19 protein-coding genes are annotated in these 20,020 nt (G+C 52.1%); 2 read left to right on the top strand and 17 right to left on the bottom strand.

Features of this window, described 5'->3' with window-relative positions; genetic code table 11:
• Positions 1-23 precede the first annotated feature (23 nt).
• From bcsQ to AAGQ96_RS00650, 13 genes are all read right to left on the bottom strand, one after another.
• A complete protein-coding gene (bcsQ, locus tag AAGQ96_RS00710) occupies positions 24-821 on the bottom strand; it encodes a cellulose biosynthesis protein BcsQ (RefSeq protein WP_147193789.1) in 798 nt (265 codons plus the stop codon).
• Positions 812-1,510, bottom strand: a complete 699-nt coding sequence (gene bcsO / locus AAGQ96_RS00705) for a cellulose biosynthesis protein BcsO (RefSeq protein WP_342754594.1) — start codon at positions 1,508-1,510, stop codon at positions 812-814. The genes bcsQ and bcsO overlap by 10 nt, the downstream gene beginning before the upstream one ends.
• 448 nt (positions 1,511-1,958) lie before the next feature.
• Positions 1,959-2,465, bottom strand: coding sequence for a type VI secretion system tube protein TssD (gene tssD, locus AAGQ96_RS00700; RefSeq protein ID WP_342754593.1), 507 nt, complete (start codon positions 2,463-2,465; stop codon positions 1,959-1,961).
• Between the two features lie 2 nt (positions 2,466-2,467).
• Positions 2,468-2,839: a hypothetical protein gene (locus AAGQ96_RS00695; protein WP_342754592.1), complete on the bottom strand. Its 372-nt coding sequence runs from the start codon at positions 2,837-2,839 to the stop codon at positions 2,468-2,470.
• Positions 2,836-3,384, bottom strand: a complete 549-nt coding sequence (locus tag AAGQ96_RS00690; protein WP_342754591.1) for a type IV secretion protein Rhs — start codon at positions 3,382-3,384, stop codon at positions 2,836-2,838. The genes AAGQ96_RS00695 and AAGQ96_RS00690 overlap by 4 nt, the downstream gene beginning before the upstream one ends.
• Positions 3,385-3,525: 141 nt before the next feature.
• Positions 3,526-4,530 (bottom strand): dipeptide ABC transporter ATP-binding subunit DppF, encoded by a 1,005-nt coding sequence (gene dppF, locus AAGQ96_RS00685; protein WP_147193785.1) that lies wholly within the window; start codon positions 4,528-4,530, stop codon positions 3,526-3,528.
• On the bottom strand, positions 4,514-5,506 hold the full coding sequence (gene dppD / locus AAGQ96_RS00680; protein ID WP_147193783.1) for a dipeptide ABC transporter ATP-binding protein: 993 nt from the start codon (positions 5,504-5,506) through the stop codon (positions 4,514-4,516). The genes dppF and dppD overlap by 17 nt, the downstream gene beginning before the upstream one ends.
• A gap of 9 nt (positions 5,507-5,515) precedes the next feature.
• Complete coding sequence (dppC, locus tag AAGQ96_RS00675; protein ID WP_147193781.1) at positions 5,516-6,418, bottom strand: dipeptide ABC transporter permease DppC; 903 nt, start codon at positions 6,416-6,418, stop codon at positions 5,516-5,518.
• A 10-nt stretch (positions 6,419-6,428) separates the two neighbouring features.
• Positions 6,429-7,448 (bottom strand): dipeptide ABC transporter permease DppB, encoded by a 1,020-nt coding sequence (gene dppB / locus AAGQ96_RS00670; protein ID WP_147193779.1) that lies wholly within the window; start codon positions 7,446-7,448, stop codon positions 6,429-6,431.
• Between the two features lie 210 nt (positions 7,449-7,658).
• Positions 7,659-9,269 (bottom strand): dipeptide ABC transporter periplasmic-binding protein DppA, encoded by a 1,611-nt coding sequence (gene dppA / locus AAGQ96_RS00665; RefSeq protein WP_147193777.1) that lies wholly within the window; start codon positions 9,267-9,269, stop codon positions 7,659-7,661.
• Positions 9,270-10,028: 759 nt separating this feature from the next.
• Positions 10,029-11,720 carry a kdo(2)-lipid A phosphoethanolamine 7''-transferase gene (gene eptB, locus AAGQ96_RS00660; RefSeq protein ID WP_147193773.1) on the bottom strand — a complete coding sequence of 564 codons (1,692 nt, stop codon included), beginning with the start codon at positions 11,718-11,720 and terminating at the stop codon, positions 10,029-10,031.
• Between the two features lie 322 nt (positions 11,721-12,042).
• Positions 12,043-12,471, bottom strand: coding sequence for an organic hydroperoxide resistance protein (locus AAGQ96_RS00655; protein WP_147193771.1), 429 nt, complete (start codon positions 12,469-12,471; stop codon positions 12,043-12,045).
• A 124-nt stretch (positions 12,472-12,595) separates the two neighbouring features.
• Positions 12,596-13,054: a MarR family transcriptional regulator gene (locus tag AAGQ96_RS00650; RefSeq protein WP_147193768.1), complete on the bottom strand. Its 459-nt coding sequence runs from the start codon at positions 13,052-13,054 to the stop codon at positions 12,596-12,598.
• A 65-nt stretch (positions 13,055-13,119) separates the two neighbouring features.
• Here AAGQ96_RS00650 and AAGQ96_RS00645 point away from each other — a divergent pair, with 65 nt between their 5' ends.
• Complete coding sequence (locus AAGQ96_RS00645) at positions 13,120-13,710, top strand: HD domain-containing protein (protein WP_147193766.1); 591 nt, start codon at positions 13,120-13,122, stop codon at positions 13,708-13,710.
• A gap of 182 nt (positions 13,711-13,892) precedes the next feature.
• Positions 13,893-14,501 carry a hypothetical protein gene (locus AAGQ96_RS00640; RefSeq protein ID WP_342754590.1) on the top strand — a complete coding sequence of 203 codons (609 nt, stop codon included), beginning with the start codon at positions 13,893-13,895 and terminating at the stop codon, positions 14,499-14,501.
• 90 nt (positions 14,502-14,591) lie between these two features.
• Here AAGQ96_RS00640 and AAGQ96_RS00635 read toward each other — a convergent pair whose 3' ends face one another.
• The 4 genes from AAGQ96_RS00635 to AAGQ96_RS00620 form a co-directional block, all read right to left on the bottom strand.
• Complete coding sequence (locus tag AAGQ96_RS00635; protein ID WP_147193762.1) at positions 14,592-15,101, bottom strand: RcnB family protein; 510 nt, start codon at positions 15,099-15,101, stop codon at positions 14,592-14,594.
• Between the two features lie 167 nt (positions 15,102-15,268).
• Entirely contained in the window at positions 15,269-16,459 is a 1,191-nt protein-coding gene (locus tag AAGQ96_RS00630; RefSeq protein WP_342754589.1) for an HlyD family efflux transporter periplasmic adaptor subunit, read from the bottom strand.
• The gene (locus tag AAGQ96_RS00625) at positions 16,456-18,663 is read right to left on the bottom strand and encodes a type I secretion system permease/ATPase (protein WP_342754588.1); all 2,208 of its coding nucleotides are present in this window, start codon (positions 18,661-18,663) and stop codon (positions 16,456-16,458) included. The genes AAGQ96_RS00630 and AAGQ96_RS00625 overlap by 4 nt, the downstream gene beginning before the upstream one ends.
• A 31-nt stretch (positions 18,664-18,694) precedes the next feature.
• A complete protein-coding gene (locus AAGQ96_RS00620; protein WP_342754587.1) occupies positions 18,695-19,990 on the bottom strand; it encodes a TolC family outer membrane protein in 1,296 nt (431 codons plus the stop codon).
• Positions 19,991-20,020 lie beyond the last annotated feature (30 nt).

The raw sequence follows: 20,020 nt of genomic DNA, 5'->3' as shown, positions 1-20,020 counted from the left end.
TGTATCCTGTACTCAGCCGTTAGCTAGCGCGAGCGCAACGGGGCCTGCATTTCACCATCACCTACCTTGATATCCAGCAGCGCCGCAACGCGCTTGCCCACTATTTCAATATCAAAGGCCGCCGCGGAAACCGGGCTGAAGTCATAAATGGATTGCTGAGAGGCGTTAGCCTCTGCCACGCTTTCATCACGGTTTACCACGCCAAGCAAACGATCGCCCAGACGCTGCTGCATAAAGGTCGTGACGTCACGACTGATGTTACGGCGGCTGTCGCTTTGGTTAAGCACGAAGAAGTGACCAGCCCGCTGGTTCAGCGCGCCGCCAATCATTTTTTCGTTCTCAATTTGCGGCAACAGCGATAGCGAGGCGGTATCCGCCAGCATGACCACAAGGTGTAAATCGGCAAGATCGGTCATTGCCTTTAGGGCGGGCCCGGGGCCTGGAGGAAAATCAGCCACGATAATCAGGCCAGGATAGTTCAGAACGGTTTGCAGACCACGCTTAAGAAAGTTAGGGTCTTGCGATAAATTCCCTTCAAATTCAACGCGCTGATCCTCAGTAACGTCGCCGTACGGCATCACAAAAATATTACCGCCGGTGGTGAGGATAGACTGACTCCAGTCTGGTGATCCGGCCGATTTCGCCACAAAACCACGCCCGTCAGACAACGGCACGCCAAAATGCAGGCGTAAAGCGTTCTGCACATCGAAGTCGATGGCCAACACTTTGCTTCCGCCGCGAGCCAGCGTGTAGGCCAGGTTAGCCGCAAGCGTGGTTTTACCTACGCCACCTTTGGGAGAACAAACACAAACTAACGGCATAAGGCAATTCTCTCCAACAGGGGTTGCAGCAGGGTATCTTTGGATAAGGTCCTGGCTTCAGATGTGGTGCTAAACAGCTGTTTGAAACGCGGGGTTTCCGTCTCGACTGCGCTACGCGCGACAGGCCGGGCCGGTTGCGCGACCGGAAGCGGCGCAGATTTTTGAAGCTGGGTGAAAATATCTGTCGATGCCTCTTCGGCAGCGGGACGAACGTCACTTTCTGCAAAACCAGCATGCGCCTGTGCAATGTCAGCGGGCGCCGATCCGGCAGGATAGTGTGCGTCAGCTGCGGCTGGGGAAAGGGTGGTTAACGCAGGTTTCAACGAAGCCGATACGCTCTCCAGCAGTGAGCGACTACCCACATCCGCGGGCTGAGCCGCAACAAAAGCAGCCACGCTGCCTGCACGCGGTGCGGCAGCAGGTGGCGTGCGGCGTGCGGGCAGATCAGGGCGGGCCTGTAACGGCGTAGCAGCCAGGCTGAATGTATCTTCTGCAATAGGCTGCGGCACCGCGACGTTAATACTTTGACCATTCCCTAAGGTCGGCGTGGTGCTGTCGTTCATCAGCTGTTTGATGATCGCCCAGTTCGCACTGTCTGAATTCTTTGTCTGTTCAGACATATCCTTGAATTCGATATGGTTTGTATGCGTTTTCTCTTTAAAACGCTGCAGATCGTCATAACTTTTCATGGGAAGGGTCACGAGGTGTGGAAAATTTCGCGGCAATATATCATACAATTTTTAGCCTTTCAGATTATTCTCAACCTGGAGATAAAATATTTTCCTCTTTTGATTAATATATTTACATTCAATTATTTAATTAATTACAGTGACTATTAATCAACCCTGTTAGTATTTGGGTTAAATAAAAAATTGACTATTCCTGGTTAGCAATAGTGGAATGATGTTTAAGGACCTGCTGGATACATGACAACATCTTTCCGGGTCATCCCTGAGTCGGGAAGATCCTGCTGTCCAGGTCCAGTTGAGTAAGCATCTGTTAACTGGTGCTGATTGAATCACTATTTCGCCCCCTCAGCTAATAGGTGATTTTTATAAATTTGGCTTATGCCGTCATTTATTAACAGCAAAGACACTCTGCGTGAGATTATCACGGGGAATCTGCAAGATGTAACGGCTACCCATCCCTTTTTTCTTTCACCCATGCATCATCATATTTAATGACGGCAGGAATATAAAACCATTCAATAAGATTATAACGCAACCCAATAACTTCTAGCATGTTTGGCGTTTGCGATCCCTGAATATAAGAATGTGAAAAATTCACGGAGGTAATAACGACCCTTTCCATTGTTACACGATAGACTTCCGCCTCAATACCTGCCGCCGTGGTTTCATAGTACTTAATAACTGCTTTCTGGAACACCTTACCTGTACAGACCGCATCATTTAGCATCGGCGATATTTTATCTAACTGCTTATGCAAAACATAGGCATTATGTTGCCGGGTACCCGTGAGTCGCCCCGTGCAGGCGTCAGCGGGTTGGTATACGCTGTGTTGACTGCTCATTATCTCAATCCCACCCTGACGGCCTTCTGTCAGGGCATTGACAACCCCGCCGCCAGCACTACCAATCAGCGTCCCATTTTCATCATACAGAAATAAATAAGCGGGTAATGACATTTTCAACTCCCTCTTTGAACTTTGGCTATTGTTCCATTAGCAGTAACATCAAACTTAAAACGGTATTTGATATCGTTCATAATATAAAGAATCCCGTAACGCACACCGGATTTAAGACTTACAGTAAAGCAAGTATCAGGATAAGTAATTTTTACAGGGTGATAACCAGAGCCGAGCAGACTTTTATTACTGCCCCGATGTAGCTCTTCGAGATAATAATAACTTAACACATCAGACTTATCTGTCCCGCCAATACACAATAAACCACCCTGAATAAATGCGGAACCCTCTCCAGAAAACACGAGTTTATCCGCATCGCTTTGGCAGGCTGTTAATAATAAAATTATCAATGCAGGGATTAATGGTAACTTCACGAAGGAAACCCCCTTAGCACTTTCTGATACTGTGCGATCAGCTCCTGTTGAGGCTTTGAAGCGTCGTAGTCCTTCAGGCGGTGAAGATTATTGTGTTTAAAAAATCCATGATGCAACAATAACCAGTAGTCGCTGACAATGCACGCCTGCTGCTCCATGGGGTAATCAGAGAGCTTATCTTTATCAAGATGATACTCATAGCTTACGGCCCACGAAAACATCCCACGGGTTCTTACCCACATTCCCCGCTGATGTTGATAAACATGCATCATCTCATGCAAGAAAATATGCTGGGCGTCTATTAAATCCATTGAAAAATCCGGGCTATATGTTCCTTCCTGAAAATACAACTCACCGTCAGGCGTCATAGCAACATTGTCAGCCTGCAGATTAAAAGGGAGGTAACTTTCTCTGTGTATCCAGACCTTATTGTATTGAATACTGAACCCATAGACCGATGAGGCAAGATGAATCTCACCCAGTGTTAATCGTCTTAATCCTCCCCGCTGTATGGGGTCAAAACTTACAGGCGTTTCAACATCCATTTAAACCCCTCCTTTCAGAACGGGTTATCCTAACACTGGGCTGATTACAGGCAGCAAAATTCCTGGCCAGATTGTGAAATCGATCGATGAAAACATTGGAAAGGGCCGACAACGGCGCAGCTGGCCGTTGTCGGTGATTATTTAACGCGGAACCGACTGCCCTTCATCCTGATCCACAGCAAAACAGGCAATCTGCTGTTCACCATACTGTTTCAGCTGCGGCTGAAACTGCGTACAGGGACCGAAACGACGTCGACAACGCGCGTTGAACGCACAGCCCGGCGGCGGATTAAGTGGGCTTGGCAGCTCGCCGGTAAGCTTGATGCGTTCGCGCCGATCGTCCGGGTTAAGACGAGGTGTGGCGGACAGCAGCGCCTGAGTATAGGGATGACGCGGATTCGCGAAAATCGCTTCTTTCGTGCCCCGCTCCACGCAACGTCCCAGATACATCACCATCACCTCATCCGCGATATGTTCTACCACCGACAGGTCGTGCGAGATAAACACGTAGGAGAGACCCAGCTCCTGTTGCAGATCCATCATCAGGTTCAGCACCTGAGCACGGACGGAAACATCCAGCGCGGAGACCGGCTCATCGGCAATCAGCACGTCCGGATCGAGCATCAACCCGCGAGCGATAGCGATGCGCTGGCGCTGGCCGCCAGAAAACATATGCGGATAGCGGTCGTAATGTTCCGTTTTAAGCCCGACCTTCGCCATCATCGCCAGCGTTTTTTCACGCCGTTCCGCTTTACTCAGGCGAGTATTGATCAGCAGCGGTTCTTCCAGTATTTGGCTGACTTTTTTCCGCGGGTTGAGAGAGCCATACGGGTTCTGGAAGACAATCTGAATCTTTTGACGCCGTAGCTGCTGCGCGGAAGGATCGGGCTTCAGCAAATCCTGTCCCTGATAAAACAGCTGTCCTTCGGTGGGCGTCTCAATCATCGTCAACAGGCGGCCCAGCGTGGATTTTCCGCAACCCGATTCGCCAACGACCGCCAGCGTTTTGCCACGCTCGAGGTTGAAAGAGACGCCGTCCAGCGCTTTCACCAATCGCTCCTGACCGAACAGCCCTTTCTTCACCGGGTAATGCTTTTTCAGATCGATTGCCTGCATCAGCAGGGCAGAGTCAGTAGCTTGCTTCATAAGTTGGTCTCCCGGCATCATCCAGTGGGAAATGACATTTGGACTGGCGTCCCGGAATATCACGTAATTCAGGTTCTTCGACACGACAACGGTCCTGCGCATACGGGCAGCGCGGATTTAGCAGGCAGCCGTTTGGCCGGTCATATTTCCCCGGCACCACGCCGGGTAGTGAAGCCAGTCGCGCCTTATCAACGGCAAACTCAGGCAGCGCGCGCAGCAGCGCCTGAGTGTAGGGATGGCGCGGCGCTTTGAAGATATCCACCGCCCTGCCGGTTTCCACGACCTGCCCGGCGTACATGACGATAATGTGTTGCGCTGCTTCCGCCACCAGCGCCAGATCGTGCGTGATCAGGATCAGCGCCATGTTTTCCTGACGCTGAAGATCAAGCAGTAGCTCAATGATCTGCGCCTGAATGGTGACGTCGAGCGCCGTGGTTGGCTCATCGGCAATCAGCAATTTTGGCCGACAGGCAATCGCCATCGCGATCATCACGCGCTGGCTCATGCCGCCGGAAAGCTGGTGCGGATAAACATCCAGTCGGGAGGCCGGATCGGGTATGCCAACCTGATTCAGTAAATCTATCGCACGCTGGCGGCGCGTGCGTTTATTACCGCCCTGGTGCACCTTGATCGCTTCCATAATCTGAAAGCCTACGGTGTAGCAGGGATTCAGGCTGGTCATCGGATCCTGAAAAATCATCGCCACTTCGGAGCCAACCAGCTGGCGGCGTTCTTTTTCAGAAATGCGCTTCAAATCGCGCTGATTAAACTCCAGCCGGTCAGCCATCACTCTGCCGGGATAATCAATCAGTCCCATGATTGCCAGTGAACTGACCGATTTTCCGGAACCGGATTCGCCCACGATGCCCACTACCTGGCCCTGTTCAACCTGATAGCTGATGCGATCTACCGCGCGGAACGGTGCTTTCTCGTCGCCGAAATGCACCGACAGTTGGTCTATATTTAATAATGCCATCGGATGCCTCTACTGCTTGAGTTTCGGGTCGAGGGCGTCGCGTAAACCATCGCCCATCAGGTTAAATGCCAGAACCGTCAGCAGAATCGCCAAACCGGGGAAGGTGACGACCCACCAGGCACTTTGCGCATACTGCAACACGTCGGAGAGCATCGTGCCCCACTCCGGCGTTGGCGGTTGCGCCCCCATACCCAGGAAACCCAGCGCGGCCATATCAAGGATGGCGTTGGAGAAACCCAGCGAAGCCTGCACGATCAACGGCGCCAGGCAGTTGGGCAGAATGTTGATAAACATCTGCCGCATTGCACCCGCGCCCGCGACGTTCGAGGCGGTAACGTAATCACGATGCACTTCCACCAGCACCGCCGCACGCGTCAGACGGATGTAGTGCGGCAAAGCCACGAAGGTTAGCGCAATAGACGCGTTAATAATCGACGGCCCGAAGATGGCGACCAGCACCAGCGCCAGCAGCAGGCTCGGCAGCGCCAGCATGATATCGACGAGACGCATAATGATGGCATCCGTCGCGCCGCCCACATAGCCCGCAATCAGGCCGAAAATCACGCCAAGGATCAGCGACAGCACCACAACCAGACATCCAACCAGCAGTGAGAGACGCGCACCATACATCAGGCGCGAGAGCACATCACGGCCCACATCGTCGGTGCCAAGAATGTACTGCCAGCTGCCACCCTCCTGCCAAACCGGCGGATGCAGCAGCGCATCGCGGAACTGATCCGCCGGTGCATGCGGTGCGATAAAGTTGGCGAATATGGCGATAAAAAAGACCAGAACCACGTAAGCCAGGCCGATAACCGCGCCTTTATTACGTTTGAAGTAGTGCCAGAACTCCTGTAGCGGGGTCATGGGCTTAGGTGCAGCGGGCACGCTGCCCGGATCGACTAAAGACATGCTGGCCCCCTTATTTCTTGTGGCGAATGCGTGGATTGACCACGCCGTAAAGCACGTCAACCAGCAGGTTGACCAGGATAATCAGCGTCGCCACCATCAGCACGCCGCCCTGCACAACCGGATAGTCACGGCGTTGTAGCGCATCGATCAGCCAACGACCCAAACCGGGCCACGAGAAAATCGTCTCGGTCAGGATGGCACCCGCCAGCAGCGTTCCCACCTGTAAACCAATCACCGTGACGACCGGCAGCATTGCATTACGCAATGCATGCACCACGATCACTCGCATCCGTGTCAGTCCCTTGGCACGGGCCGTGCGGATGTAATCTTCTCCCAGCACTTCCAGCATGGCCGAGCGGGTCATACGCACGATAACCGCCAGAGGAATGGTGCCCAGCACGATAGCGGGCAGGATCATATGCATGACCGCATCTTTAAAGTCGCCCTCTTCTCCCCACAACAGCGTATCGATCAGCATAAAGCCAGTTAGCGGTTTGCTGTCATCCAGAAATACCGTGTCGCCAATACGTCCGGCAACCGGCGTCAGATTCAGTTGAACCGAAACCAGCATGATCAGCATCATTCCCCACCAGAAAATCGGCATGGAATAGCCGGTCAGTGAAATGCCGACGGCGGTGTGATCGAAGATGGAACCGCGTTTTACGGCGGCCAGCACGCCGACCGGGATCCCTACAGCGACCGCAAAAATCATCGCGCAGATCCCCAGCTCCAGCGTCGCTTTAAAGCGAGGAACGAACTCTTCCCAAACCGGTATCCGGCTTTTAAGTGAAATGCCCAGGTCGCCATGAAACACGCCCCAGACGTAGGAAACGTATTGTTGCCACAGCGGTTTATCCAGCCCCATTTGGGCCAGCAGCTGAGCATGACGTTCAGGAGACATACCGCGTTCACCCGCCATAATCAGCACCGGGTCGCCCGGGATCATATGCACAAAAGCGAACGTTAACAGGGTGATACCAATAAACGTTGGGATGACAAGTCCCAGACGTCGGAATATGAACTGCAGCATAATCCGGATTCTCTTTAGTTTCCCGCCGGATCGTTGCCGACAGGATTATCATTGCTCACATCTTGCGGTCGGGTAATCCAACCGCGACGCCCGAAAAGCGCCCTGGCCTGACATCTATTAAAAAATATTCAATAAATGGTAATTTTCTATCAGGAACGGGGGGTCAACCAGCGGCGGACAGCGCAACCTGCTGCGCCGTCCGCGTCAGAATTACTCCTGAATATCGACGTTCTCGAAGTGATGTTTACCCAGAGGATCGACCACGTAACCGGTCACTTTTTTGTTAACCGGCTCATACACCGTAGAGTGAGCGATAATCAACGCTGGTGCCTGATCGTGCATCACGACCTGCGCCTGTTTGTAATACTCGATACGCTTGTTGTGATCCGCTTCGGCACGGGCTGGCTGGATTTGATCTTCGAATGGCTTATAGCACCAGCGCGAGTAGTTCGAACCATCTTTGGCGGCCGCGCAGCTGAACAGCGTGGCGAAGAAGTTATCCGGATCGCCGTTATCGCCGGTCCAGCCCATCATCACGCTCTGATGTTCACCCGCCTTGGCACGCTTCAGGTATTCGCCCCATTCGTAGGTCACAATTTTGGCTTTCACGCCAATCTTCGCCCAGTCGTTCTGGATCATCTCAGCCATACGGCGGGCATTAGGGTTGTATGGACGCTGCACCGGCATCGCCCACAGGTCGATGGAGAAGCCGTCCGGCATGCCTGCTTCTTTCAGCAGCTCTTTCGCTTTAGCAGGATCGTAAGCGTAATCCTGAATCGCGTCGTTATAGCTCCACATCGTTGGCGGGATCAGGTTTTTCGCTGCCTGCCCTGCCCCCTGATAAACCGCATCAATAATGGCCTGTTTGTTCACCGCCATCGTCAGTGCCTGACGCACCTTTTGGTTATCGAGCGGTTTTTTCTCGGTATTGAAAGAGAGATAGCCGACGTTAAGGCCTGGCATCTGCATCAGGTTGATATTTTTATCTTCTTTCATCCGTGCGATATCCGCCGGATTAGGGAAAGGCATCACCTGGCACTCGCCTTTTTGCAGCTTGGCGTAACGTACGGAGGCATCAGGCGTGATGGAGAACACCAGGCGATCGATTTTTGGCTTGGTGCCCCAGAACTGATCGAAACGCTTGTACAGAATGCGGGAATCTTTCTGGTATTGCAGCAGCTGGAAAGGCCCGGTGCCGACAGGATTCAGATCGATTTTTTCCGGTGTGCCGGCTTTCAGCATGTTGTCGGCGTATTCCGCAGACATGATAGAGGCGAAGTCCATCCCCAAATCAGCCAGGAACGGCGCTTCAGAACGGTTCAGCACGAAGCGCACGGTATAATCATCCACCTTCTCGATTTTGCTGATAAGTGCGGGCATACCCATGCCTTCAAAGTATTCATAGCTGCCGCCAGACACGCCGTGATACTTATTGTTTTTATCCAGCTGACGTTCAAAAGAGAAAACCACATCATCCGCGTTGAAGTCGCGGCTGGGTTTGAAGTCTTTGGTATTCTGCCACTTCACGCCTTTACGCAGATGGAAAGTGTAGGTTTTGCCATCTTCACTGACATCCCACTTCTCCGCCAGGCCTGGCTGGATTTCCGTGGTGCCGATTTTAAATTCAACCAGACGGTTATAGATGGGAACAGAGCTGGCGTCATAGGTAGTGCCGGAGGTAAACAGCTGCGGGTTAAAGCCTTCAGGCGACCCTTCAGAACAATAGACCAGGGTTTTAGCCTGGACGCCGGCGGCAACGGTCAGCGCGATCAGGCTCAGACCTACCTTTAGCATCCTTGTTTTAACCAGGGAATTACTCATGCTTCAGCTCCAGTTATGATGTGGTGTTAAGTGCTTACGCCGGACCTGTTTTTTTTGAGTGTGGTCCGTGCGGTGTGCCTTGCGGCGATAGTGAGAGGGAGAGAGAGAGGAAAACGCGTTACGGCGACTGCCATAAGACAAATCCGCTTCTTTTCGCCACTGAACGATCAATTTGTCAACAGTTGCATAAAACGTCAATACGACGGCGCGGTATTTACACAGAGTGTGAGAACCCGCAAGCAAATACAAAAAAGCGTAAAAATCGCGCATTTATGGTGTATAGAAATGCCACAATGCGAAATACCCGCTTAAAATATCGCCTTTGCTTTTCTGACCAGCGATTCGCTTCGTAAAAAATCCTGTAAAAATATCCACATTGCAGCCTTTTTTTAACGATACGCTTTGCTTATGGCTGGCATGGCAGATAAATATGCTGCAACGCGGCCAGGATATTTTGGGAATGACCGCATTGCGCGTTTAAGCGAAACGCGGCACAAATTAAGTTATTGATCGTAGTTGGGATAAGGTTTTTTATCGCTTTAGCGTTTAAAGACGGAGAGCGAAACGGGAAAGGTTTTTTGGTCGGTCAGGATATTATCCTGTGTATGTCGAGAGTCCAGTGAGCACGCTTTTTAGTGGCTAAAAGCGGCGAGAAGCGTATTGCTCCTGAACAACGCTTAGACGCTTTAGACAGAAGCCAATAAAAAACCCCCACTCCGGCAGGAAATGGGGGCTGTTCAGAATGGTCGGGCGCTACCCTCAGGTTTTGTCAGCCACCGCTTTCTTCGGGTCGGCACACCAGTTGTTTGCCTGTTTGATACCGCCGTCCGGCGAGGTATACCCCAGACAACCCAGAATCGTATCGAACAGCTCAACGTGGCGATGTGTCGTGCCCACACGCTGCTGCGCTTTCAGACGATCGAAGGCGCTCTGATTTTGCGGGTCGGCCAGATATTTATCGGAAGCCCAGATAATCATCGGTACGCGGAACTGCTCTGGCGGTGCCATATGACGAGGCGTACCGTGCAGATGCATATTTTCGCTGATTGATTCACCATGGTCGGCCGCGTAAAACACAATCGCCTTCTTATCGCGCAGTTGATCATAGACGCTGTCGAGCACCGTATCGGTATACAAAACGGAGTTATCGAAGGCGTTAATCAACATCGCCTTGCTACAGGTTTCGTCAACGCCCATGCATTCCGGCTGGTAGCGGGCAAAGTCACGCGGATAGCGCTGTGAGTAAAGATAGTGAGAACCTTTGGTATGCAGCACCACCAGGTGTTTGCCTGCGGGATGCCTGTCGAGCGACTTTTTCAGCTCAGGCACCAGCAGCATATCGTCAACCGACTTGCCCTGATTCTGCTTTTCCGAGCCAATCTGCTCACGAAACGCATAGTTATCCGCATTGGTGTTGTTATAGAACCAGACTTCACTCTGCATCGCGAACAGCTCTGAACTGAAGCCCAGCTCTTTCAGCACGGAAAAGACGTTTTGCTCTTTCAACGTGCGGCCAGGGCCTTCATCCGTCCCGCCTTCACGCACAAACATACAGCGTAAAGAGAGCTTGGTTGCGGTATCGCAGGATTCTCCACGGAAGGCCACCAGGTTTTTCTCTTTGGACAGTTTTGGCGTGGTATCACGATCGTAGCCCAGCAAACCCATATGATCCCAGCGTGTGGTTTCACCAATGACGAAAACGACATAGGTGTCATCCAGCCCGGCGGGTGCGTTATAGGTAAACTTTTTGGCCGGGTCGAACAGGTCTTTGCTGTCCATTCTTTCATCGTAGCTGGTATAGGCAAACAGCCCCAGCGCGGACAACCAGTTAGACGGCAGATAAGAGTGCGCCACCACGCCGCCGTAGCTCGGCAGATCAACGTTAGTCAGCTTCTCGTTAATGTTCTGCTGCTTATCGAAATAACGAATAGGCAACCATACCAGCGCCACGGTCAGTAATAACAGACCAAGCGGTTTTAAGCGCTGGCCGGGCGTTTTAAGTTGCTCAAGCAGCGTCATGCGCAGGGCGTTACGCCAGATCAGCAGCATCGGCAGCGCACTGACCAGCACCATCCACAGTACAAAATGGTAGCCAATAACTTCTTTCGACAGATCGGTATCGGTTGTCATCACCGAGGCAACAATGCCGTAGCCAATCACAACGTTAAAGAAGCTCATATAGTAACTGGCAGCGACGGAAATCAGCACCAGCGCCGTGGTAGTGATACGCCAGAATAGCTTGCCGCCGAGCGACAGCAGGCGCATCAGGAAAAATGTCAGCAGGACAATGGCAACCACTTCAGCCAGAGCGGAAAACCACTGTGAGGCTTTAAAATGCGCTAAAAATGGATCGAAGCGACGATAAAAAACGGGGATATTCAGGAATATACCGACGTAAAATGCCAGCAAAAGTGACAATTTTTGCTGAGTTAATGATTTTAAATAGTTCATCCAACCTTTTTCCCGGTGTAACTTAAACGAATTCTAAACGGTAATCAGACCGTGCCGTTGCGCCAGAGTTCGGAAAACAGGTCGATTATCATTTGAGGCTGACATTCCCGTCTCCTTCTGGAGGGGCCGGAATCTCTCAGCGTGAGCGCGGCGTAGTTAACCACATTACCGGGGAATAATCAGATCAATTGCGTGAATAAAGGCTGAAATGAGAGAAGTTACGCAACTTCAAAGGTTGTTAAAGCCGCAATGACAGGGGACAGGATGGGATCGCCAATCCGCAAAATACCAGGGCAGAATGCACCGCCCTGGCCATGGATCATCAGTTAACGATATTCAGCGTCACGTCGATGTTGTCGCGAGTGGCGTTAGAATACGGGCAGACGATATGCGCCGCATCAACCAGTTTCTTCGCTTCTGCCGCGTCCATACCTTCCAGATGGATAGTCAGCGTTGCTTCGATACCGAAACCATTTGGGATAGGGCCGATACCGACTTCACCTTCAATAAACGCCTCTTTCGGCATGGCGATTTTATCGCGACCCGCCACGAACTTCATCGCGCCCAGGAAGCAGGCTGAATAACCGGCAGCAAACAGTTGCTCAGGGTTAGTCACTTCACCACCTGCGCCGCCCATCTCTTTTGGCACGCCCAGTTTAACATCCAGTACGCCATCAGAAGAGGTAGCACGACCGTCACGACCACCGGTAGCTTTCGCTTTTGCACGATAAACAACTTTTTCTAAAGACATCAGAGACTCCTTGCTATGCAGGTTCAGTTATTTTGCGCTATTAAATCGCGAGCGATTTATCAGCGCGAGCTTGTTAAGTATAGTTCTGCTTTTCCGGACGCGATGGCCCGGCAAACTCCCACGCCTAACCGTTGAGGTTATCGCGCAGGTTTTCCAGTTCTTGTTTCAGTGACTTCAGCGTGTCAGCCTGACAAGACGACGCCGAGAAAACCGCATCCGGTATCGCCACCGCTTTTTCGCGCAGCGATCGCCCCTGTTCAGTGAGCGTGACGACAACCTGTCGCTCATCTTTACGGGAGCGTTGGCGATTCAGTAAGCCTGCCGCTTCGAGTCTTTTCAGCAGTGGCGTCAGGGTGGCGGAATCCAGAAACAGCCGCTCACCGATATCCGATACGGTGACATCATCGCGCTCCCACAGCACCAGCATCACCAGATATTGCGGATAGGTGATCTCCAGCCCGGTCAGCAGCTGGCGGTAAAGCTTGTTAAGCGCGAGATTGGCAGAGTAAAGCGCAAAACAGAGCTGCTGATCAAGCAACAGTGGCGGCGCTTCCGCTTTTTTGTCATCTTTATCTGTAGTCATAAGCAAAAATATAAATAGCACACTACATAATTGCAAGCGAATATTAGTCCACGGGGAGAATGACGATGAATTCACTGGAAGAACAGGCGCGGCGTTATGCGACCAAAGCGCATGCCGAAACGGGCCAGCGACGCAAATATACCGATGAACCTTATATTGTTCATCCGGCAGCCGTCGTCGAACTGGTAAGAAGCGTGACCGATAACGAAGCCATGCTGGCTGCCGCCTGGCTGCACGATACGGTGGAAGATACGCCGAGCACCTTGCAGGATATCGCCAGCTATTTTGGCGAGGAAGTGGCTGAACTGGTAGAAATGCTGACCGACAGCAAGTCGTTGAAGGCAAAAAATCGCGCTGCACGTAAGGTGGCGCACTTCCGCCATACGGCTCAGGCTTCCGCAGATGCACAGACCATCAAGCTTGCCGATATCATCGATAATACCCGTTCGATTATTCATTTTGACCCGCATTTCGCACGCGTATATTTGATAGAAAAGCGCGTGCAGATCGCTTTGCTTAAAGAAGGTCATCCCGATCTCTGGCAACAGGCTTCAACCATTATTGAGCGTGGAATTGAACAGCTGACGCAGGCACCGCACCATGTGCCGCTCGCCTGGTTTATTCGTCAACAGGAGAAGTACCTGCTAACGGAATAATGTTGCCGCGATCGAGCGCCTTATAAGCAAACATAGTGCAGAAAAGCGGTGAAAAACGCACTTAATGCAAATCTTACCCGGCACGGATTAACCGTCTGTGCCTTATCATCTTCATCGGCATTAATTGGTAAGCCATTACCAGAACGATACTTATAATCGCCCCGACAAAAATAAGGGGCTGTATGCAATCTGATTTACTTTTTATTCGAAACCGGGCGTTCGCTTTTATTGGCTGTGCACTTTTTATCAGCGCCATGATGGGGCTGGTGTTTATTGATGTTCGCTGGATGAACGATGCCGTTCACGAAACGTCCTTTACGGAAATCGCCCAGGAGATGATGCTGCTGGTGACGTCGCTACTCTATTTTCAGCGCGTCTTCAAAGAATCGGCCCCTGGCCTGGTGCTGATCGGCGGCTTTTTTGCCTGCATGCTGATCCGTGAACTGGATTTTCTGTTCGACGAGCTTTCTCATGGCTGCTGGGTTTGGTTCGCGCTGGCTACAGCGGCGGTTTGCCTGGCAATCGCCCTGCTGAATCCGCGGCGTGCCGTCAGTGAACTGGCCGATTTTTTGCGTCAGCCAGCCTGGGGGATGATGTGTGCCGGTTTACTGACCGTGCTGGTGTTCTCACGCCTGTTTGGCATGCGCGATCTCTGGCAGCATCTGATGCTTGACGGTTATAACCACACGGTTAAAAACATGGCGGAAGAAGGCTGTGAGCTGCTAGGCTACAGCCTGTGCCTGCTGGCTTCCTGCCGCTATCTGTATGGCTCCCGTACGCCGCAGGCATAACGCGTTTTTCTTAGCGGCCACTGCAAAACACCCTGTCAACGCAACGCTGGCAGGGTGTTTTGCTTTAAGGGCACTTTTGCGCCGCAGAGATTAATTCTGCTTGTAGAAAATATCGCCCGATTCCGCTTTCAGGATTTTGCCATCCGCTTTGGAAATCAGCACGTAGTTGCCGCCCATATAGGTCCAGTTAGTGCCGGCATCAGGCGCTGGCAGGTTACGGGTTTTCCAGTCAACGATTTCATATTTTTTGGTGCGATAGCGATCGGGAACCACGCTGCCAGTGGTAAAACGCTGGAAGTCAGCGAAGAAATATTTGATCTCGTACGGATGAGCCGGATCGCGCTGCTCCGGGGCCTCAGTATCCGGGTTTTGCATAGACTGAGCCTGTGAGGCAGAAGTCTGGGAAGTCGAGGATGGCGCGGTAGAATTATCTGGCTCTGAGGTCGCGGATTCCTGCGCATCAGGTGCCTGTGCAGCCGGATCCTGCCCTTCCGGGGTCTGGGTCTGCGGAGCCTGTTCGCCTTCTGCATAAGCCGTCGTTACTAACGGCATCGCCCCAAACAACATTGCTGAAAACAAAACGTACTTCGACTTACTCATAGTTTCTCCAATGAGAAAAGTTATTGTCATGAACCGGGAGCAACAGGTTTTCTGACATCCCTCTCTCCCATAACGCGCACATTATCTCTTCTGCCCTGGCAAGGGAAGCAGGAAAGCCCAGGATTATGGCAGCAAAAAGGGAAGCCTGCTGGCCTCCCCTGAGCGCTCTATCTTTCGCGAAGGGCTTCCCGTGCGCGGTTCAGCGGCTTGAGCAAATATTCCATTATCGTTTTGCTGCCGGTATGAATTTCCGCCATGGCGATCATCCCCGGATAGACAGGAAAGTGCTTACCGTTTTTGTTGACCAGAGAATCCTTTTCAGTGCGTACATACACACGGTAGAAATATTGATCCCGGTGCACTTCATCCTGAATAGTGTCCGGCGAGATAGAAGCCACCTTGCCTTCAAGTCCGCCATAGATGTTGTAGTCATAGGCCGTCAGCTTCACCACCGCACGCTGACCAGGCGTAATAAAGGCGACGTCGCGTGGTGCAATCTGCGCTTCAACCACCAGCTGCTCGTCCAGCGGGACGATTTCCATTAAATTGCCGCGCTGCGGGATAACGCCACCCACGGTATTCACCTCAATGTCTTTCACGATCCCTCTGACCGGCGCCACAATCATCGTTCTCTTCAGTGAATCCGCCCGTCCGATAATAATGGATCGTTGAGAGGCGACTTCCGTATTGGCCTTTGCCAGATCTTCCCGGGCGCGAACCATATACTGGTTTTCGGCATCATTGAGTTTGCTTTGCAGATCGTTGGCCTGCCTTTTCAGCCGTAGCACTTCTACATCACTGGCCGCCCCTTTCGCTACCAGTGAGGAAGTCAGCCTCAGCTCGCGGTTGATCAGATCCAGCGCTTGTCGCAGGCCACTCTGCGTTTTTTCAAGATTTTCCCTGCGCGATTTATAGAGCGCCGTTTCAGCCGCGACCAGATGCTTATCCTCCTTCACTTCAGGCGGAAAGGTCAGTTCGCGGCCTTCGGTTTCTGCCTGAAGACGCGCAGAGGTCGCCAGCGCAGCGCGCATACGAACGGTACTCTCCTGCACGCCAGAATCGATCTGGGTGGGGTCCAGCAGCGCCAGAACCTGACCCGCTTCGACCACATCGCCTTCGTGTACTTTCAGCTCTTTAAGGATCCCGCCTTCCAGCGACTGAATAATCTGCTCGTGCATACTGGGAACGACTTTACCAACCCCAATGGTCACTTCATCCAGCTGAAAACGCGTGGCCCAGACAAAGAACATCAGCAGCATGGCCATCACCGACCAGATGATGACGGCGCCGGAGGAGAACAATCGCCGTGGACGCGAAGATATTCCTTTTTTAAAACAGCTAATGAGTTGCTGAATCATGATGTCGCTCCCTGCGATGAAAGATTTACTTTCCCCTGATGAGGTGCGGCCTTCGCTTTAGGCGCGGTGACCAACATCTCTTCTTTACTGCCATCCCGAACAATTTGGCCATTTTCAATCAATAAAATACGATCAACGAGCTGCATTACCGCTGGACGATGCGTGGCAATGATCAACGTGCGATTGCCCATCCACGCCTTCAGCTTGCCGATCAGATGTTTTTCCACGCCGTCGTCCAGCCAGGCCGTTGGCTCATCAAGCAGCAGTACGCTCGGCTGACGAAGCACGGCGCGTGCCAGCAGCAGCTGCTGTCTCTGACCGCCGGACAATCCTTTTCCGCCCTCCTGCAACTGATAATCCATACCTTCCGGCAGCTGGCGAATAAACTCAATGGCGCCGCTGATATCCAGTGCCTCAAACATCTCTTCTTCTGTTGCCAGCGGCATCCCTAACCGCAAATTCTCACGGATAGTGCCAAAAAACAGTGACGAGTTCTGTCCCACCAGGCCCACATCACGACGCACGTCCAGCGGATCGATGGAGGAAAGTCGAACATCATCCAGTAACAACATCCCTTCACCGGGTTGCAGCAAGCCAGCCATTATTTGTAATAGCGTGGACTTTCCGGAACCGTTCCGGCCGAGCAGGGCTACCTTTTCACCCTGCTTAATGGTCAGTTTGTTCACCGCCAACACTGGCTTTGAGGAGTTAGGGTCATAGCGGTAGCTGATCCCGGACATTTTGTACTCGCCGTAAATTCTTGGGCGGTGAACCTGTACGCTGCGTTCAGGCTGATCAACCTCGCTGTTTAGCAGGCTTTCCAGTCCTTCCCGGGCAACTTTTGCCTGCTGCCAGCGACCGAAAATCATCGCCATCTGGCCCAGCGGGGCCATCATCCGTGAAGCCAACATGGAGCAGCCGATGAGGACGCCGGTCGACAGGTCACCGCCCATGGCAAAAAATGCCCCAACCAGCACTACGCCGATATAAGCAATCGTCTGCACTTCACTGGTCCAGCTCATCAGCAGACCGCTAATAAACCGTTGTTTTTTAGAAGATTTACTGATGGCTTCGTTGAGATGATTCCACTGGTTCTGGAAATAAGGTTCCGCACGCAGTAGTTTGATGTCATCAATGCCCTGTACTGCTTCAACCAGCATGGCATTCCGCACCGCAGACTCACGCATCGTTGCTCTGGAGAGCTTCGCCAGAGAGCGCTGGGCAAGAATGCCTGGAATAATAATCAGCGGTATAGCGACCAACGGAACCAGCACCAGCCAGCCTCCCAGCAGCCAGAGAATAAACAGAAAAATAATCAGGAACGGCAGATCGGCAATTGCAGAGATGGTGGTAGAGGTGATCAGTTCACGGATCTGTTCCAGCTCGCGAATTTGCGCAATAAACGAACCGGTGGATCTGGGCCTCAGGTCGTTACGAATGCGCAACGCATGTCCAAAAACCCGATCGGAAATGCGCAAATCCGCGCCTTTACCTGCTATATCGGAGATATGTGTACGAGTAATGCGCATGATGAAAACAAACGTCAGGGCGATCATCACGCCGATAAACAATACCCACAGCGATGGAATTGATTGTGACGGGATAACCCGGTCATAGACCTGCATCGTGAAGAGCATAGCTGACAGGCCAAGCACGTTAGCGATCAGCGAGGCGAACATGACATTCACATAGGAGGGCCACTCCTTAAGAATGGTTTGCCACAGCCAGTCCGGACGATGCGGCTTGATATAGTCATCTACCCGCGCATCCGGCACTGACGTTTCAGGCTTCACTAACAGAACGCGGCAGGCATGTTCCGCCAGATCTTCCACGCTGAGCACGGTTTCAAGCTGCTTTTCGCCGCTGAGCAAAACGCTGACTTTACTCTCTTCACCCACTTTGGTGAGAACACCCACACCACGATCGCCGAAATCGACGATCAGCGGCAGGCGCCAGGGATCCAGCAAATCCTGATGGAAGCGATCGAATATCACTACCAGGCCTAGCTGGCGAGCCATAGTCTCAATCAGCGAATCCGGCGAAAGCTGTTGCAAATGCCATTCAGCTTCCCCTTTTACCCGCTCCGGCGACCCATCCAGACGATAATGTTTTGCAACCAGCAATAATGCTTCCAGCCAGGGGGTATAAACGCTTTTCGTTTGTGATGAAACGTCAGCCTTTTCCTGTTGCTCTCTATTTTCCATTCTCATAGCCTTTTATTAAACCCGGGAGCCCTTACTCAGTAATGCGCAGTCCCTGGACAACCTGGTTATTGAAATTGAAAGCCTCTCTGGCTATTCCTGCAAGCACAATGTAATTAACAGATGATGCCCATAAATCGCGATGGGCATTAATAAGATCTTGCTCCGCCCGGCTAATTTCTTGTTCTGCATTTAACAGATCGAGTGCATTCCTGTTGCCTAATGACAAATATTGCTCACGATACAAAACTCGCGTTTCCGTAATGGTTTTCATTCTTTTTGTGAGCAGGCTAATATTTCTCTGCAAACCCATCATGCTTTGAAAATAATTTCTTTGCCGATCGGTAAGCTCAAGTTTTTTACTGTCGATCATCGCTCTTGCGGCCTCCAGCGCTCTCGCACTGGCACGCTCCTGTGCCACCAGCGCCCCCCCTTGATAAAGCGTGCTGCTCAGTGACAGATAAACGTTTTGATACTGGCTGTGGGTCTGATAGCGGGCAATGTCACCGATATATTTATTGGTATTGGCTTCCAGAGAAAGCGTCGGATAACGCTGTGCCTTATAGCTTCTTAACTCAGCCTGAGCCACAGCGATATCGGCCTGGGCAACCAGAATGGTCGGGTTTTTATTCAGATCGACACGCTCACTCTGACGCTTAATCAGCGGGAGCAAATCCAGCGGTGCAGAAAGACGATTCTCTGCGACAGGCTGCCCAAGCAGTGACTGAAGATGATATTTCTCCTGCTGTAGCTTAATCTCCATATCCTGCTGCTGTGCTTCCGCGGCTTCGACACGGGCCTGGGCCTGTACCGGGTCAACACGGGTGCTGGCCCCAGCTTCTGCACGCAGCTGCGTCAGATTTAAAATCCCACGCAGTGACTTTACTTGTTTTTTAGCGTTATCAACGAGTTGTGTATATCGATAGACCTCATTCATCGCCAGTGCGGTTTGCTGAATAACGGCATCAATTTGCTCAAGCACGGTGGCCTGCTGGCGCAGATATTTCGCGCTGGCCTGATCGACCGCACTGCCGGTTTTGCCAAAGTCATACAGCATTTGTGAGAGGCCTACGGTGGCAATGTGCCCGCTGCCTTCAGCCTGCTGGCGGCCCGAGGTGATGCCTGCCTTCACCGCAGGAAGATAGCCTGCGCTGGCGGCCTCAATCCCAAATCCTGTCGATTCAAGCGTGGCGATACTGCTACTGATGGACGGATGGTGACTAACGGCAAGATGGATTGCACTCTGCCAGTCGGCGGGAACGTGTTTTTCCAGGCGTGCCAGGTCCTTCACTGCTGGCTGCATTTCAATTTCTGCGGGTTTGATTTGCATTTTATCAGCCAGTACGGTCCCACCCGTCGG

It is taken from the genome of Pantoea sp. MBD-2R (assembly GCF_039134845.1).
In the GTDB taxonomy this organism is placed as follows: domain Bacteria; phylum Pseudomonadota; class Gammaproteobacteria; order Enterobacterales; family Enterobacteriaceae; genus Erwinia.
This window is presented reverse-complemented; position numbering and strand designations above follow the sequence as displayed.